Genomic DNA, 17,528 nt, shown 5'->3' with positions numbered 1-17,528 from the left:
TCATGAAGAAAACTATCTACACTACGCTCATAGCCCTGCTACTCCTGACCCTTGGTCTCGCAGCCTGCAAGCCCAGTACTCCGGTCGACGAGGTACAGAATAAGAACCACGATGACCCGAAGAAGATCGAGCTGATCCTCTTTGACTGCCACTTCCACGGCAATAAGGTGCACGCTACCGGACATAGAGAGGGAGTGAAGTATACTCCAAGCGAGCAGGTGATGATCCTCGAGGAGGTCCCCGGTGAGGGGTGGAAGATATCTCCGAAGGGTGTTGCCCGCTTCATCGTCTATGGTGGTAAGGAGGGCGTAAAGTCTCCTGACCTCTCTACGATCATTGATCCGGCGAAGAGAGACTGGACGGACCAGTCCTTCTACGCCAGTAGGGATGCCGGCCTCTCTGATCGCCAGTGTGGTCTCATCATCAAGATGTACGACAAGGAGGGGAAGGAGATTACGGGGCAATTTGCCACCAATGGTGAGGACAAGAGGCACCAGTTCTTCTTCACCGCCCGCAACATTCGTCCCACAAAGTTTGGTGACCCTGATATGAAGTTTGCCGACGGTGATTATCGCTATATGTATTACTACTACTTCGACACTGACCCTTGGGATAAGACACTAAACGACGGGGCAAAGTACACCGGGATCTCCAATCCGATCGGGCTGAAGGGCTTTATGGAGTTTCCTGTGACAGAGAGCCGCTTCGAGCTACAGCTGACACTCCTCCATGCGAGATCCAGCAAGTTTAGCGGTGAGGGTGGTCGTCCTTCGCCCTTCTACGGGATGACGCGCAAGCAGCGAGCTACAGATGTGGTGGATGTTAATCTGAAGGGGATCCCCTTCATCGTCTTTGCCAATACCGGGGAGTATATCGAGACGGATACTCACGACCTCTCCAAGCTAAGACCTGAGGAGAAGCTCCTCGTGAAGAAGCTGAGTGACGCTGCCGGCATCACGGAGCAGGAGGCACTGGAGGATCTTCTGCGCTTCTCTGCCAAGGCGCCGGAAGATGATCTGAGTAAGGGTCGCTTCCTCTGATCTTAGAGGATACAAAGAGAGCCCCCCGCAAGTACGAGACTTGCGGGGGGCTCTCTTTTTTTTAACAACCTACCGAAGGCGCTTGCGCTGCTTGCGGTAGCGGTAGTAGGTGCTGCCGGCAAAGGCGGCGAGGACGATGAGCGAGCCCAGCTCCTGACGGAGGTAGTCGAGTGACTGGGTGCAGTGGAGGATGAGACTCACCACTAATAGCACCCCGATGACGATGTAGCCGGCTGCTGCTTCGCGCCACGCCCGGTCAAGCAGGTAGACGGAGTGAACCTCGTTGAAGGAACCATAGCAGGCGTTGGGATAGCTGAATACGGAGATCAGTGCAAAGAGTGCCACCATATACACGTGGTCGTGCCATGGTGCAGGCCCCGTCACCATCTCGTAGATGTAATAGAGCGCTCCGAGGAGACCCAGTATCACGGCGATCGTCGCTAATACTTGCCTATTCATACGCAGTAGTTATTTATCAAGATAGATCCAGGACTGGCTATACTCCCTCTCCTTCCGTACCTCCCTCATCTGCTCCAGTGCACGGTCAGAGTCCTTGAGTACGTGGGAGAAGATCCTCCGTTGCCCGTTGCGCATCATCAGGATGCCTGCATCGGGGAAGGTCTCGAGGATCTTGTGTGACTTGAGGTAAGTCTCCATCTCCTTGTCAGTCATCAGGCTGGCGATGATGATGTAGTGCCGAGGGGTGATCACCCCCTGCCGATAGATCGGGAGTCCCTTATAGGTCTCTTGCTGCGGCGTAACGGTCTTGGCAACAGGCTCTTGTGGCTTGACTACAGGGGCTTCCTGTGTCGTGGGTGCAGGCGTAGGCAGAGGCTGTTGGGCGGGCTTGCCTCCTCGGGTGATGAGGAAAATGATCCCGCCAAGGACCACCAGCCCTATGAGGCAACCAATGATGATCTGTAGCGCCTTGCTCTTGCTCTCTCTCGGTCGCTCGTGCTGCGGGGTAGTCTCGCTGGTCGGATGGGATGGGGTGGGTATCAAAGGGGGCTCAGCGACCGGCTCCGGACTAGGCTCAGTCGGGGGCATCAGTGTCTGTGCCTCCGGTATGGAGGTCTCCTTGATTGGCTCAGACGAATAGCTTGCCTCTGTATCAGGATCGGGCGAAGTGACCGTGAATGGAGCCTCTGCGATTGAGGGTCCTTCGGCAGGCTCAGCCGGATAGCTCTCCTGGGTCACCGGCTCTCGCGAGGCGGATCGGATCTCCTGCTCCATCCCCTCAGTGCCTACTCCGTCCCTCAGCATCAGCGTAACAGCAGGCAGGTCAAATCCTTGGGCGCCCCCATCGTTGCGGAAGGTGATCTTGCCACTCTGCCATGGATCGCGGATCAGCATCCCCAAGTGACCGATCGTCACAGGGGCACCTGTCTCAAGCACCTTGACCATCTCCTCTATGTCGGCACGCAGACGCTCGCCGGCGATCTGTGCCTGCTCCTCAGGAGTGCCGTCTCCGGTCAGATAGAGACGGCGAAGGATGCCGTCATCGGCGGCGTTGCCGGGATTGAAGCGTACCTGCTTCGTCGGAGGATAGATCAGTCCCTTGGCCCTATCGAGGCGCGCCGGCAGACGATCGATCCGGAACGTCCCCAGCCCCGGGAGGGCAAACTTGCTCTGCTCTCCCAGTGTCAGCTCGATGTATTGCGTCAGCTTGCTCATAGTCTTATTCTTGGAGGGTAAAATTACCCCTTTTCTAAGAATATCTAAAAGTCTACCCCCGCACCAACTTGATTCTCCCGCATCATAAGTTTTGTACCATGTCTTGTAAGGCAGTGGTTTTCAGATGCTATAGCCGTAAAATTCAGTGAGAAAAACCGGCTTCATCGGCTGTTGAGTAAAGCTCGCACTAATACCGATAAAAGAAAACACTAATACCGGTATTAGTCGTCACTAATATCGGTATTAGTATTTTTCCCCTTCTCCGGCGGAGGTGTGAATCGGATAAAAAGAGAGGAGGGAGAGCCCGCTTGGGTGGCTCTCCCTCCTCCGTGCGGAGATTATTGGTCTCGCTGTATGTGCCACCCTGAGCGGGTGGCGTGGTGACTTAAGCCTCCTCTTCCTCCTCCGTGTCCGTGAGGTGCTCGACCGACTTCTTGCGCGCCAGCATACAGGCACCCACGACACCGGCGTAGCGCATCAGTAGTGAGCGTCGCAGCTTGGTGTCCTGGCTCACCATATTGAGCGAGTACTTGCGGATCGCCGTCTTGAGGGGCTGCATGAAGTAGTCTCCCGTATTGGCAAGCTGTCCACCGATGATGACGAAGTCGGGATTGTAGAGGTTGATCAGCCCGGCGATGTGCATACCGAGGTTATTACCGATCTCCTCGAGGATGTCGATGCAGAGGATGTCCTCCCTCTGGGTCGCATCGATCAGCTGGTCGAGCGTGACGTCCTCGGGATTGGTGATGCCGAAGGGGCCATCTGGTGCGGTGAGCGTGGAGGTGTCTCCCTGAGCGATACGCTCCTGAAACTTGCGGTACATTGCGCTACCACTCGCCTCGGTCTCGAGACAGCCCTTCTTCCCGCAGTGGCACAGCACTTCGTTCTCAAAGGCGTGGATGTGCCCCAGCTCACCGCTGAAACCGGATTTGCCGGCGTAGGGCTTGCCATCGATGATGATACCGAGACCGAGACCCCAGGTGACATTGATGAAGAGTATGTTTCGTCCCTCCTCGCGGATATGGGTCATATACTCTCCGTAAGCGCAGGCACGTGAGTCGTTGTCGACCCAGACGGGGATGCAGAAGTGCTCCGTCAGGAGTTCACCGAGAGGTCTCTCGCTGAAATTGAAGTAGGTATAGCTGCATCCGGTCTCAGGATTGATGCGCCCAAAGAGATTGAGCCCGATGGAGACGACATTCTGTCGCTTTACCGTACACTCGTGATCGATGTAGTGATCGATCCTGTGGCAGATCTCATCGAGACACTCGGGCGTGTTCTCAAACTTAAAGGGAATGTCCATCACCTCCTGCACCTGATCGCCGCAGAAGTCCATCATCATCATATGCATCTTCCCCTGGGTGAAGTCCACCCCGAGGAAGTAGACATTGGAGGGGTCAAGCCCAAAGAGGTAAGGATGCCGCCCGCCGGAGGTCTCCAGCTTGCCGTAGCTACGCATGAGACCTCCATCGATCATCTCATTGACATACTTGCTCGTCGTCGGTACGCTCAGCTCCAGCTTCTTGGAGAGTGAGGGGAGGGTGTCCGGTCCTTCGTCGATGATGTGCTCTATGATCCTCCGCTTGTAGCGAAGGCTCTTCGTTGAGGAGTTAAACCTATTCTTGAATTCTTCTGCCGTCATGATAATTTTAAGATTTCCCTTGACGGGTCAAAGATAGTAATAAAAAACTTTCTGACCATAGGCATTCGGCGCTGGATTTCTTTATCTTTGGGTAAACAGCCCCACTTGCTTATTGTTTTGCCTATCTTTGAGCCCCCAAAAAGAGCTATTGAAGGTCTCTTGCCAGCCCCTTGACAAAAGCATTTGCTCCACTTGTGAGCGAATCGTTACCTACTCGTCTTAGGCGCGGGATTTGCCTCGAGTGTCGAGCGGAGTAGGGCGGTGCAGCGCTCTAAGTAGGCTCCGGTGAGCCTCTCGCGCTCCTCCGGGCTCTTGGCGGTGCGGATGGCGGGGAGTGCCTCCTGCTCGAGAGACTGTATGCGCTGCATCAGCCCGGTGCCCTGCTTATTGATGATCACCGGGATGTAGAGGTAGCGAGTCTGCTCCACGGTATGGAGTGGGAAGAGCTCCTTCTTGATCTCTAGCACCAGCTCAGCTACCGTGCCCATTGGGTCCTCCTCCTGAGGGAGGGCAAGCTCAGCGGGCACTTTCGCCCAAGCCCATACCGGCACCAGCGGGCAGATGTAGGGCTGCCCCACCTGTATCCAGGAGGTGGCATCGGTCGGGTCCTCACCCGGAGAGACACCCTCAGTGATCGTGACGGAGGCGGAGTCGTAGCGTGCCATCAGGTCATCGGTGAGGATGAAGCCCTTGGCGAAGCCATCGTGCCTCAGATACTCGGTCCCATAATCGATCCCCAGTTGAGAGTTGTAGAGGGAGCGGGAGAGAGTATTGGTGATGTAGTCGATCGTCACCGGACCATCCAGCTCGGAGAGCAGCTCTCTCGCTGAGCAGGCACGCACGTAGCCAAGGCCGCGGTCCTGCTCACCGGTCTCAGAGTAATTGGAGCGGACGATGTATCCCCCGGGTGCAGTATTGGCATCCTCTTTCGTCCACGTGTAGTTATTGACCTCGTAGATCGCAGCCCCGCCGTGGGCATCGATGACGCCAAAGTGTGCGGCCAGGCCCATCGGCTTGACCATAGCATCGAGGAGCTGCTCAAAGTCCTTGAGTGTCTCGCACTCCTCCAGCGCTCGGCGCATCACATAGCCCTCTCGGTCGGCAATGGAGGCGGGGTCGTCCTTATTGACATTGAAGGAGGCGCTATTCATGATCCCGAAGCCCCGCTCGTTGTGTCCGCTCCAGATCTGCTCGCCCTTCTTGTCCTCGACGTTGGAGATGCCGATGTACCACCAGCCCTTGGGGGACTGATGGCGAGAGACATAGTTGTGGTAAAAGTCGGTGTCCCGCACCTTCCAAAGCATCGGGCGACCGGTCAGGGTCGACTTGCCTGAGAAGACGGCTGTGGTACAGGCGTAAGAGAGGGCTGACAGGGAGGTGAGGAGCGCCACTGTGAGCGCAATGATAAGCGATTTCTTCATGGTCTTAAGTGAGTGGTAAGTGAGTGGTAAGTGGTGCTTCTGCGAGTATACAAAAGCTTTCTGCCCGCTAATGTACCACTTTTCCCTCTTTCTGTCTCTCCGGCAGACTCTAACTAATGATGAAAGGACGGCAGCTTGGTAGCGACTGTTAAGTCGGGGCAACAGCTATTATGATTACTAAAATAGCTATCTTTGCTAAGAAGAGTATCCCATTCGTTTTTGGATGAGGAAGTCTACGGATAATATTTCATTCTTTTTACTTACAACTTATGATTCACACTCTTACCAATCGAAAGGTGTGGCTCACCTTAGCCCTTATGCTACTCTCCCTTGTGGGGCTCAGGGCTCAGACCATAGACGTGACCGGACAGATCACAGATGTGGATGGTGAGCCTATTATGGGTGCCATCATCAAAGTGTCGGGCGATGCCAAGAATGGTGCCTCATCTGACATTGATGGACACTTCAAGCTCTCCGCCGTGCCCTCCAATGGCACGCTGATCGTCTCGTACATCGGCATGCGCACCGAGGAGGTGCCGGTGTCAGGTCGCAAGCAGATCACCATTGTGCTGCATGAGGATGCAGAGCTCCTTGGTGAGGTGGTAGTGACCGCTCTCGGCATCAAGCGTGAGAAGCGCTCTCTCGGCTATGCCCTGCAAGAGGTCAAGGGGGAAGACCTCCTCAAGGGACGCGAGACCAACGTCACCAACTCTCTCGCAGGTAAGGTGGCGGGACTGCAGGTCGTCAAGGGAGGTGGCGGTATAGCCGGATCCTCCAAGATTGTCCTCCGAGGCAATAACTCACTGACCGGCGACAATCAGCCACTCATCGTCGTCGACGGAGTGCCGATGGATAACTTCACCGGTGCCTCTAATAACGACTTCTGGAACCCCTCCCTCGATATGGGTAATGGACTTGGCGACCTCAATCCCAATGACATCGCCTCCATGTCCGTCCTCAAGGGTGCCAGCGCCGCCGCCCTCTACGGTTCCCGCGCCGGTAATGGCGTGATCCTGATCACCACGAAGACCGGAATGGCACAGAAGGGCCTCGGGATAAGTGTCAATTCCTCCACCGGATTTGAGACGATCTTTATGACTCCTAAGGTACAGAAGCTGTACGGACAAGGATCGTATGGCGTCTTTGATAAGGAGAGCGGCTCCAGCTGGGGTCCAAAGTTGGACGGCACAGAGGTCGAACAGTGGAATGGTAAGAAGGAGCCCCTGCGCTACTTCGACAACATCGATGCCTTCCTCCGCACCGGGATCAATACTCAGAACTCAATCGCTCTCTCCCGCTCAGTCGGTAAGGGCTCCTCGGTCTATGCCTCGATCACTCATGCGTACAATAGAGATATGACCCCGGAGTCTAAGCTGAATCGACTCAATATGATTACTCGCTTCGTCTCCACCTTTGGAGAGCGCGATGCATGGACCGTCGATGCTAAGGTACAGTATATCCGCACTGATGTGCATAATCGCCCCATCAGCGGTAATAGGAATGACAATTACTTCAGTACGCTGCTCTCTATGCCGGGCAATGTGGATATTACCTCCCTCTCGGCTGCAGTGGATGAGTACGGTCGCCATATTTGGTACAATCCCTCCAGCGGTCTCAATCCTTACTGGGCTACGCGATACTATAACAATGATGACGTGAGGGATCGCTTCCTCCTTAATGGCTCCGTGAAGTATAGCTTTACCGACTGGCTGTCTCTTGAGCTTCGTGGAGGAGCGGATATGTACACCACTAATCGGGACGAAAAGATGTGGTCAAAGGGCCCTATCAAGCCCAATGGCTCCTACTCCGTCCATAAGGATGTCTTCAGTGAGACCAATCTGAGCTTCCTCTTCACAGCGGGTAAGGACGAGGTGCTTGGGGACTTCGGTTTCCATGGGACCTTTGGTGGCAATCTTATGTCGAGAGACTTCTCAAGCGTCGGTGTGACGATCGGCGAGCTGGCGGTGCCTGATCTCTTCAGTGTGAATAATAGCACCAGCAACCCCGCTCTTGATGAGAACATCAATAAGCACAAGATCAACTCCTTCTATGGGACTTTTCAGGTCAATTACGGTGGGTTTGTCTATCTCGACCTTACCGGTCGTAACGACTGGAGCTCCACGCTGAGCAAGGAGAATCGCTCCTTCTTCTACCCCTCGGTAAGCTCGTCCGTCGTCCTATCGGACCTCATACGCAATGCTGCGGAGGGAGACCTGGACTGGCTCACCTTTGCAAAGCTGAGGGCCTCCTATGCCTCTGTGGGTAATGATATGGGTCCCTATCAGCTGTACAATACCTATGGGATCAATCGGGATCCCAATGGGAATATCATCGCCTCCAAGAAAGACGTACTCTATGACCCAAGCGTACGCAATGAGCTGATCAACTCCTGGGAGGTCGGTCTCGAGGGTCGTTTCTTTGATAGTCGACTGACTTTTGACCTAGCTTACTATAAGTCCAATGCGGTCAATCAGCTGCTCAATATCCCGATCAATGGACTACAGGGGTATAAGTACCGGAAGATCAATGCCGGCGATATCGAGAATCAGGGATTTGAGCTGATGCTCGGTGCCACTCCCGTGTTGACTGAGGACTTCACCTGGAGCCTCACGGCCAATGTCTCCAAGAATGTCAATACAGTGAGGGAGCTCGCCGAGGGTGTAAGCCAGTATAGCCTCGGAGCCTTTGATAATATCTCCGTCCTCGCAGCTACAGGAGAGCGCTATGGTGTCATTTACGGCAGCAAGTTTGCCCGTGTGGAGGATCCCGATAGCCCCTATAATGGTAAGGTGATCGTCAATAAGGACGGTATCCCGACTGCAGCTCCGGGACAGTACTATCTCGGCAATCAGCAGCCGGACTTCCTCCTGGGCTTGACTAATACACTGAGGTACAAAAATCTATCTCTGAGCTTCCAAATCGACGGACGATTTGGGGGCAAGATCTTCTCCTTTACCAACTACCTCCTCAAAGTCAACGGTCGCTCCGCACTGACCCTCGGTGAGGATGGTGAGCGTGGTGACTTTGTGTACGACGGAGTCCGCAAGGAGGGCAACTCCTACGTCCCCAATGACGTCAAGGTGACCACCCAGGATTACTGGACTAAGATAGCTACGGGTAATGTCGGCATCACGGAGGACAACCTCTTCGATGCGACTAATGTCCGTCTGCGTAATCTCTCGCTCGACTACACCTTACCCGCTTCCTGGATCGAGGATACGGCAGTCCAGGGTGCCCGCATAGGTGTATCGGCAAATAATCTCTGGATGATCTACAGCAAGATGAATGGCATCGATCCTGAGTCGGTCTATGCGACCGGCTCCAATGCTGTCGGACTCGAGGCTATGGCTCCTCCGACGACACGCTCCTTCTACGTCAATCTTTCTGTCAACTTCTAATGGCAATGCGTACAGATATGAATAAGAATATTATAGGTCTGACGCTGGCTGCCGGGCTCTCGATCGGTCTGACCCTCTCCGGGTGTAGTGACTTCGACGAGATCAATAGGAGTCAGTACGAGGCCGGCACCGACTTGGTGCAGATCGAGTATTTTATCAATAACTCCATCATCTCTGCTCAGATGAATCCCGAGGTGGCCGAGCGGTCTTTTGTACTCTATTGGAAGGACGCCGCCCATACGGATAGGATTGGCTCGCTCTCTGAGTATTACACCGACGATGGATGGACCGATAATTACTTCGGATACGTCACCAGTTGGCTGAGCTCCATCAATGAGGCCATTTCCCTGTACCAGCAAAAGGAGGCCGAGGGATCGCTGCAGCCTTACAGCAAGAATCTCTACGAGGTGGCTCGTATCTGGCGTGTCTACCTTATGAGTGAGTTTGCAGACAACTTTGGTCCCATGCCGCTCAATGGATTTCAGGGAGAGGAGGTGACGTTTAATACCGTGGAGGAGGTGTACAACTTCCTCCTCAAGGAGATCGAGGAGTCCACGAGGGACCTGGCTCTGTCGCCGGCTGTCCCCGAAGCCACTTCCAAGCTGGACCCGGCATACGGGTACGACTTTGCCAAGTGGAAGAAGTATGGTAACTCTCTCCGGATGCGTCTCGCCATGCGTGTCGTCAATGCTGATCCGGAGTTGGCACGTAAGCACTTTGAGGCAGCGGTCAAAGAGGGGTATATCTCCTCCCTTGATGAGATCTTCTCTGTTCAGGAGCGTCCCGGATGGGATGCCCTCACCGGAGTGATGACTCGTGAGTGGAATTCGCAGTATCTCTCTGCCACCCTCAATAACCTGTACACCGGTCTGGGGGGTATCACCTCCGAGGAGCAGATCGGAGCTTATGTCCGCTCAGCCGTACCGATCCTCAATGAGGCGGAGCAGAAGAAAGGAGGCGTCACGCCTCCCGAGCCGATCAAGGTGAAGTTTAATGCTCCCGACTGGATGGGAGTACGCTGGCCGGATCACTTCCCTACGATGACCAACGATCCCTCTGCTGGATTTTGGAACGATGGGTTCAATAACACGATGGATCCGAGGGCATACGTGGCATACGGCATCCCCGGTGATCTCAATAATCCCCACTTCTGCAAGTATCCAAGCTGGAGCAATGTGGCCTCCGTCACCCGGAGAGCACTCGAGAAGAAGGTCGAGGGAAGCTCTAAGCCTGACACCGTTGCGGTGATCAACTCCGCCTTTACCTGGAATGCTCCCGTTGCCGGAGACTGGGGCGATAAGGGTGCTCTGAATAAGGTGGCATTCTTCCGTGGCAACACGCCTACCCTTGTGCTTGACTTCCGCAATAGCTCCATGAGACGTGTCTTCTACGGACCCTGGGAGAGCTACTTCCTCATCGCTGAAGCTGCAGTACGCGGATGGCAGGTGCCGATGAACGGCAAGGAGGCCTATGAGAGAGGTATCCGGGAGAGCTTTGGCTACTTCGACAAGTGCTTCCCCGATGCGGGCATCTCCAAGTACCTGGATCAATACCTCGCCTCACAGTCCTACAATAGAGTGGGGACCTCTGTGGCATGGGATCACACAGCTGAGCCGCAGCCGGTCACCAAGCGCTATCTTAATGGTCTCACCGGTAAGGAGGAGAGCTATGAGTACCACTACCCGAGTAACGGGCTCTACAAGGATGGGACCGTGAGCAACGACCACCTGACAAAGATCATCACTCAGAAATACATCGCCCAGGTGCCGTGGCTTCCTCTCGAGGCGTGGTCTGACCAGCGGAGACTTGGTCTGCCGTTCTTTGAGAATCCAATGGTCGAGAAGACAATTACCAACCTGCCGGCTCTGACGAAGGAGAATTGTAAGGAGAGCCGATGGGAGTTCTTCCCGCAGCGCCTCATATTCCCATCTTCGCTGAAGAATAACTCTCCGAAGGACTACGCTGATGCCCTTTCCGTGCTTGGTGGTCCTGATGAGGTGGGCACACCACTTTGGTGGGCTGCGTACAAGAAGTAAGCATACTTGAGTCCAAGAGGGGCTGTGTCGTCGGAGCACCGGGGACACAGCCCCTCTCCTTGTCTTAGCGGGGTGGGGGGGTTGCGAGATCCATAAAATTTCGTACCTTTGCGGAGCATTCGGCTGGAGAGGAGCCGGTCGGGTGCACTCGGATCCTTAGCTCAGTTGGTTTAGAGCGTCTGTCTTACAAACAGAGGGTCGTAGGTTCGAATCCTACAGGGTCCACTGCTTTTCAGAAATATTCCATTACCGGATCCTTAGCTCAGTTGGTTTAGAGCGTCTGTCTTACAAACAGAGGGTCGTAGGTTCGAATCCTACAGGGTCCACCATCGTGCCGCTATCGAGTCGAGAGACTTGGTAGCGGTTCTTTTTGTATCTTGTGCCGAGGGAAGAATTATGATAAAAGGAATACCGTATGGAGAACTTAGTGATCCGGCACATTATCCATCGCAAGGCACTGCTTTGGCTGCTTCTGTGTGCGATGCCGCTGATGGCGGTAGCTCAGACTGACTTATCCGAGTCGGAGGTGCAGCGACTGATCGATGAGGGGCTGTACTACCGCGCTCTGGAGCTGCTGGAGAGTCGCCCCGACAGCCTCAAGAGCCCCGTGATGCTCCGTCAGGAGACCCGCGTCCTCACCTCCTTTGCCCGATACGAGGAGGCGAAGGCACTGATCCTGCCTCTGGCGACGGAGGAGGGCTCCGTGATCGACAAGCAACTGCTGGCGGGGATCTACGAGAGTATGCAGCAGCCGGACTCCGCCATCACTGTCCGTGAGGAGATCAAGGAGCTCTCCCCGTATAATATCGTCAATGTCCTCCGCCTCTCCGATCTCTATGAGCAGCAGGGAGTCGGTTTCCTCGGTCTGACGATGATGAATAATTTCCTCTACGAGTATCCTGACAACCGCCCCGTGAGGCAGCGTCGTGCAGCAGTCAGTTATGGTGCCGGCTACTACGATGAGGCCTATGCCGACTTTGACACCCTCTACCATGCCGGGGATAGGAGCATGAATACGGTCTACTACCACGGTCAGTCGCTCATGCAGCAGGACTCCCTCACGCAGGCGATCCCGGTGCTGAAGGAGGCAATAAAGATCTCCGAGGAGGCCAATCCCTTCCCGATGATCGACCTCGCTACCATTTATGTACAGCAGAAGGAGCCGACCGAGTCAGCACTCTACCTCGCCAAGGTGGACTCCCTCATGGAGCGGACCCCACTGCGGATCCAGGTACTCAAGAGCTACCACGACCTGATGGCAGAGACGGATTTCCTCCGAGGGGCATATCGCTCCTCACTCCGCCATCTCAGAGACCTCGGTCGCTTTGCCCCCGACCTGCCGGACATCCCATACAGGCAGTCTCTGACGTATAGGGAGCTAGGAGATGACGCTGCCGAGATGAAGGCTCTGGAGACGTACCTTGAGCTGCGGAGTGATCCCGGACGAAAGCCCTCCCCGAGGGTCCTCTATGCCCGCAAGCGGCTGGAGCAACTGCGGGAAGATCGTTTTATGGGGCAGAAGTGACTTACGAGGGGCGCAGTAGTTTTTTTCCTTGACGTGGGTGGTGCCTTTTTGCTCGACTGACGAGACTTGGCTCGGCGGGGGAAAAAAGCGACCTTTGTAAAGTATGGAGATGGTCTCCGTACGCAAGAGACAGAGTGACTATTATGGAAAGGGATAATCAGAGGGAGACCTTTGTGGAGGTCTTTAACTCCCTCAACCTTGAGGAGGTACGGTTGGCGGAGACGCTTCTCCAGTCAGAGAATATCATGGTGTCCATCTCCGGAGAGACGGGGACACAGGTCTTCGGGCGGGTGCAGGGCTTGACCGGTGGCGTCTCGCTCATGGTCCCAGCGATGGAGGAGGAGAGAGCGCTTCGCATCCTCCGGGAGGCGGGCTATCTGCCGGCAGCGGATCAGTCCGACAGCGTCTATACCGTGGGGAAGAGTAGGAAGAGTCGGAGCGCCTCCAAGCAATTTTGGCTGATCACCGGGCTGATGGCGCTTCTCCTTATCCTCATCGCCATAATGAACTACCTCTGACCGATGGAGCATAGGATTATCTATGTTACCGGAGGAGCTCGCTCCGGTAAGAGTCATTATGCGCAGTCGCTGGCAGAGTCTCTATCCGATCGTCCGATCTACCTCGCCACGGCACGGATCATGGATGAGGACTTTGCGCGGCGGGTGGAGCGTCACCGGCGGGACCGCGGGGAGCAGTGGACGACGGTGGAGGAGCCGCTTCGCCTGAGCGACCACGACCTCACGGGGCGGGTGGTGCTGATGGACTGCGTCACCCTCTGGCTCACTAATCTCTACGACGAGCATGGCTACGATATGGACGAGACCCTCAGGGCTGCCACGGCGGAGTGGGATCGCTTCATCGCTCGGGAGATGACCCTCATCGTCGTCTCCAATGAGCTCGGTATGGGGCTCCACGCTTCCTCGGAGAGTGCGCGTCACTTTGTCGACCTCCAGGGGTGGGTCAATCAGCATATAGCCGCATCAGCCGATGAGGCTTTCTTTATGGTTTCAGGTATAGCCATGAGACTAAAGTAGTATATGGTAACAGTAGAAGAAATACAGCACAAGATCGACACGCGATCGAAGATCATCGGTTCGCTTGGACAGCTTGAGACGATAGCTCGTCAGGTCTGCCTGATCCAGGACACACTTACGCCGGAGCTGAGACGACCGGCACTCCTCCTCTTCTGTGGCGATCACGGGATAGTGGATGAGCGGGTGAGTCTCTCGCCTAAGGACTTCACCTACAGGTGTGGCTGCACCTTCCAGAGAGGAAATGCGGCGATCACCGTCTTCTGTCGGCAGCACCACTTCCACCTCCGCGTCATCGATGCCGGCGTGGATCGAGACTTCCCCGAGGAGTATGGCGTGGAGCCGCGAAAGGTAGGGTACGGGACGCGAAATTTCCTCTACGAGCCGGCGATGACGATTGAGGAGTGCCGGAGAGCGCTCGAGATCGGGGCCGCCTGCGTGCGGGAGGAGTACTATAGGGACTGCAATGTGATCGGCTTCGGTGAGATGGGGATCGGCAATACCTCCTCCTCCGCTGTGCTGGCTCACCTTTACTCTGGCATCCCACTTGACCGGCTCGTGGGGCGTGGTACCGGCCTTGACGATGCCCCTCTAGAGCATAAGTACCAGACACTCAAGCGAGCTGTGGAGGCTCATCACCCTAAGACGCCACTCGAGATCCTCGCTACCTATGGTGGGTACGAGATAGCGATGATGGTCGGTGGGATGATCGAGGCGGCACGGCTGCGGATGGTGATCCTCTGTGACGGCTTCATATCTACGGCGGCCGTCATCGCTGCAGAGGCCCTTGCCCCCGGCACTAAGGAGTGCGTCCTCTACGGCCATGTCTCCGATGAGGGTGGGCATCGGCTGCTGCTTGACTACCTCGGTGGGGAGCCGATCCTCCGGCTCGGTATGCGACTGGGTGAGGGTACCGGTGCTGTGGTCGCCTATCCGATCATCCAGTCGGCCATCGCTTTCCTCAATGAGATGGCCTCCTTTGACGATCGACAGCTGGAGAATTGCTACGAGGACAATCCCGATAGTATCTATCGCCATGGGGCTGAGGAGTGAGTGGAATCTCCTGAAGGCGGCGGTGATGTGCTACACCCGCCTTCCGGTGGGACAGGTACACTTCGATGCGGAGACGGCCCATGAGGCGGCTCGCTATATGCCCCTCGTGGGGGCTCTCATCGGAGGGTGTGGGGCCGCGGTCTATGCGCTAGCCTTTTTCCTCCTCCAGCTACCTCCTTCTGTCTCGTCCGTGCTGGCGCTCTCCACGATGATTATAGTGACGGGAGCCTTCCATGAGGACGGGTTCTCCGACTTCTTAGACGGATTTGGTGGCGGGACGAGCAGAGAGCGGGTGCTGGAGATTATGAAGGACAGTCACGCCGGAGCCTTTGGCATGATCGGCACGGTGATGCAGCTGCTGCTGAAGGTCTGCTGTCTCTCTGCACTCACCGGTCCGATCCCGGCGATGGTGGTGATGTGCTGCAGTGCGCGGTCGGTGCCGCTGCTGATGATGCACTTCTCTGTCTATGCCCGGCGGGAGAATAGTAAGCTCAGCCGAGAGTCTTACGTCACCTCTGACGGCTCCATTGCGGTAGGGATCGCCACCGGCCTCGTGGCGTTGCTGGCACTCGGGTGGGTGCAGGCCCTTGCTGTGGTGGGGGTCTATATCCTGCTGCTCCTCTTTGTCCACCGACTCAGTAAGGCGCGTATCGGAGGCTACACGGGGGATGTGCTCGGGGCGCTTGAGCAGATGTGCGAGATGGGCTGTCTCATCGCCCTCCTCGCCGTGGAGCGGCTGGCGTGATGGAGCTCTACCTTGTCCGCCATACGCATACCGCCGCACCGAGTGGCATCTGCTACGGCAGAGCCGATGTCTCGGTGGCGGAGACTTTCCCGCAGGAGGCTGCCGCGGTGGTCGCTACCCTCGAGGGTACAGGCTATGGGCGTGTCTACAGCAGTCCGCTCAAGCGCTGCCGACTCTTGGCAAAGGAGCTCGCCGACACGATCACCATCGATGCCCGGCTCACAGAGCTGGCCTTTGGGAAGTGGGAGCTGGTCCCCTGGCAGTCGGTCTATGAGCGAAAGGAGAGCAAGGCGTGGTTTGCCGACTACAAGCATAGTGCCCCGCCCGCCGGTGAGTCGTACCCCGGGATGACCCGACGGGTGCAGGACTTCATCGACTACCTCCCGGACTACGATCGCCCACCGGTGCTGGTGACGCACGCGGGGGTGATACGGATCTTCCTCGTCCGTCTCCTCGGCTACTCGATCGATGAGTCCTTCGCTCGCAAGATCGCCTATGGAGAGGTGGTTCACCTCGTTCGCTCTGCCGATGGCGTCTGGTGGGAGGAGCCGCCGGGTTAGCCTATGATTATGATAGGTGGCCAGCACAAAAGAGCAAACTTTCTTCCTGTAATTGTAACACAAGGTTTGCAAAATTGGATTATTCTTCCTACTTTTGAACCATCGAAGCCACCATCACACTTCGGATGACTTCGGGAGGTATCCCTTCTTAATCGGGGAGGCCGTCACGACGTTTTAGCATGCAGAGCTTTAGGAAGATATACAATCGGATGCTGACTGCACATCAGGAGAGCGACCGCAAGTCCCTGATCAGTAGTATCAGCTCATCGGATCGTCTGGTCGCTGTGCGCGGTGCGCGCGGCATAGGCAAGACGATCTTCCTGCTTACCTATGCTGTCCGCAATATCACCGCACGGCCCGATCAGATCCAGTATGTGACGATGAATTACCTCTTCTTTGCGGGACACTCGCTCTACGACTTTGCGAGGAAGTTTTACCAGGAAGAGGGGGGCAAGATTCTCCTTGTGGATCAGATCTACAAGTACGCTAAGTGGCGAGACGATCTCTACCGGATCTATATGGATATGCCCAACCTGCGGGTGATCTTCAGTACCTCGAGCGTCGTGACCGAGGAGGAGCTGGGACCGGAGCTGCAGGGTAGGGTGCGGATCATCAGTCTCCAGGGCTTCTCCTTCCGCCAGTACCTCAATATAAAGTATGGTCTCCACCTCAAGGCGTACCCGCTCAAGGACCTGATGGAGCGGCACGAGGAGATCGCTGCTGAGGTGATGAACCAAGTGAAGCCGAAGGAGGACTTTGAACTCTACCTCACCGAGGGCTACTATCCGCCCGTGGAGGACAATCCACTCTCCTCGGCCAAGCTGACGAAGAATATCAATATGATGCTGGAGGTGGATGTGGTCTACGTCCATCAGGTCGATATCTCTTACCTGCCCAAGATGCGGGAGCTGCTCTTCCAGATCTGCACGCAAGATAAGCCTACTGCCAACGTGACCCGCTTTGCTCGCAGTATCGGAGCCAGCCGAGCCACCATAGCCAATTACCTCAAGTATCTCGACGATGCGGAGCTGATCCGCACGATCTATAAGGAGGGCAACGAGTACCCTAAAAAGCCCGATCAGATCTTCCCCAACGACACCAATATCGCCGGGGTGATGTATCCGCATCGGCAGTCCACCTGTATGCGACTCAAGACTTTCCTCCTCTCACAATTTGAGAACGCCGGCTATCAAGTCAACGTCCCCGAGAAGCCCGGTGCGGACTTTATCGTCGACGGAGAGCATCTCTTTGCCTGCGTCGATGGTAAGACGAGTCGCTTCAAGAGCGATGTGACCTACACCTTCAGCAACCTGCTGGTGGGGCATGACAACTGTCTGCCGATCTGGCTCTTCGGCTTCCTCTATTGACCCTTTAAGAGAAAAGAAGAACTAAATTACTTCACG

The 17,528-nt window shown here is 55.8% G+C and carries 14 protein-coding genes and 2 tRNA genes; 12 read left to right on the top strand and 4 right to left on the bottom strand.

The features are described from left to right. Window positions 1–2: 2 nt before the first annotated feature. Window positions 3–1,040: a hypothetical protein gene (locus QZR17_RS03395; protein WP_297127647.1), complete on the top strand. Its 1,038-nt coding sequence runs from the start codon at window positions 3–5 to the stop codon at window positions 1,038–1,040. Between the two features lie 69 nt (window positions 1,041–1,109). Here QZR17_RS03395 and QZR17_RS03390 read toward each other — a convergent pair whose 3' ends face one another. The 4 genes from QZR17_RS03390 to QZR17_RS03375 form a co-directional block, all read right to left on the bottom strand. Continuing rightward, window positions 1,110–1,499 (bottom strand): hypothetical protein, encoded by a 390-nt coding sequence (locus QZR17_RS03390; protein WP_297127645.1) that lies wholly within the window; start codon window positions 1,497–1,499, stop codon window positions 1,110–1,112. A gap of 9 nt (window positions 1,500–1,508) precedes the next feature. After that, window positions 1,509–2,714, bottom strand: coding sequence for a hypothetical protein (locus QZR17_RS03385; protein ID WP_297127643.1), 1,206 nt, complete (start codon window positions 2,712–2,714; stop codon window positions 1,509–1,511). Between the two features lie 385 nt (window positions 2,715–3,099). Further along, entirely contained in the window at window positions 3,100–4,356 is a 1,257-nt protein-coding gene (locus QZR17_RS03380) for an ROK family protein (protein ID WP_296164775.1), read from the bottom strand. Between the two features lie 206 nt (window positions 4,357–4,562). Beyond that, window positions 4,563–5,777, bottom strand: coding sequence for a hypothetical protein (locus QZR17_RS03375; protein ID WP_297127641.1), 1,215 nt, complete (start codon window positions 5,775–5,777; stop codon window positions 4,563–4,565). A gap of 269 nt (window positions 5,778–6,046) precedes the next feature. On the opposite strand from QZR17_RS03375, the gene QZR17_RS03370 reads away from it, so the two are divergent. From QZR17_RS03370 to QZR17_RS03320, 11 genes are all read left to right on the top strand, one after another. Continuing rightward, a complete protein-coding gene (locus QZR17_RS03370; protein ID WP_297127639.1) occupies window positions 6,047–9,175 on the top strand; it encodes a SusC/RagA family TonB-linked outer membrane protein in 3,129 nt (1,042 codons plus the stop codon). Window positions 9,176–9,192: 17 nt separating this feature from the next. Next, entirely contained in the window at window positions 9,193–11,211 is a 2,019-nt protein-coding gene (locus QZR17_RS03365; protein ID WP_297127637.1) for a SusD/RagB family nutrient-binding outer membrane lipoprotein, read from the top strand. 150 nt (window positions 11,212–11,361) lie between these two features. Continuing rightward, window positions 11,362–11,436 (top strand) — tRNA-Val (locus QZR17_RS03360). Between the two features lie 26 nt (window positions 11,437–11,462). Then, window positions 11,463–11,540 (top strand) — tRNA-Val (locus QZR17_RS03355). 86 nt (window positions 11,541–11,626) lie between these two features. Continuing rightward, window positions 11,627–12,736, top strand: a complete 1,110-nt coding sequence (locus QZR17_RS03350) for a hypothetical protein (RefSeq protein WP_297127635.1) — start codon at window positions 11,627–11,629, stop codon at window positions 12,734–12,736. Between the two features lie 143 nt (window positions 12,737–12,879). Further along, window positions 12,880–13,254, top strand: a complete 375-nt coding sequence (locus QZR17_RS03345; protein ID WP_297127633.1) for a DUF2007 domain-containing protein — start codon at window positions 12,880–12,882, stop codon at window positions 13,252–13,254. Window positions 13,255–13,257: 3 nt separating this feature from the next. Next, entirely contained in the window at window positions 13,258–13,770 is a 513-nt protein-coding gene (locus QZR17_RS03340; RefSeq protein ID WP_297127631.1) for a bifunctional adenosylcobinamide kinase/adenosylcobinamide-phosphate guanylyltransferase, read from the top strand. Window positions 13,771–13,773: 3 nt separating this feature from the next. Continuing rightward, window positions 13,774–14,820: a nicotinate-nucleotide--dimethylbenzimidazole phosphoribosyltransferase gene (gene cobT / locus QZR17_RS03335; RefSeq protein WP_297127629.1), complete on the top strand. Its 1,047-nt coding sequence runs from the start codon at window positions 13,774–13,776 to the stop codon at window positions 14,818–14,820. Further along, window positions 14,804–15,565, top strand: coding sequence for an adenosylcobinamide-GDP ribazoletransferase (cobS, locus tag QZR17_RS03330; RefSeq protein ID WP_297127627.1), 762 nt, complete (start codon window positions 14,804–14,806; stop codon window positions 15,563–15,565). Before cobT ends, cobS begins: the two co-directional genes overlap by 17 nt. Then, window positions 15,565–16,125, top strand: a complete 561-nt coding sequence (cobC, locus tag QZR17_RS03325; RefSeq protein ID WP_297127625.1) for an alpha-ribazole phosphatase family protein — start codon at window positions 15,565–15,567, stop codon at window positions 16,123–16,125. The genes cobS and cobC overlap by 1 nt, the downstream gene beginning before the upstream one ends. 209 nt (window positions 16,126–16,334) lie before the next feature. Then, window positions 16,335–17,492, top strand: a complete 1,158-nt coding sequence (locus QZR17_RS03320; RefSeq protein WP_297127623.1) for an AAA family ATPase — start codon at window positions 16,335–16,337, stop codon at window positions 17,490–17,492. Window positions 17,493–17,528: the final 36 nt, after the last annotated feature.

The organism is uncultured Porphyromonas sp., from assembly GCF_900541275.1.
Lineage (GTDB): Bacteria > Bacteroidota > Bacteroidia > Bacteroidales > Porphyromonadaceae > Porphyromonas_A.
The sequence above is the reverse complement of the archived record's forward strand: the minus strand, read 5'-3'. Positions and strand labels throughout refer to the sequence as shown.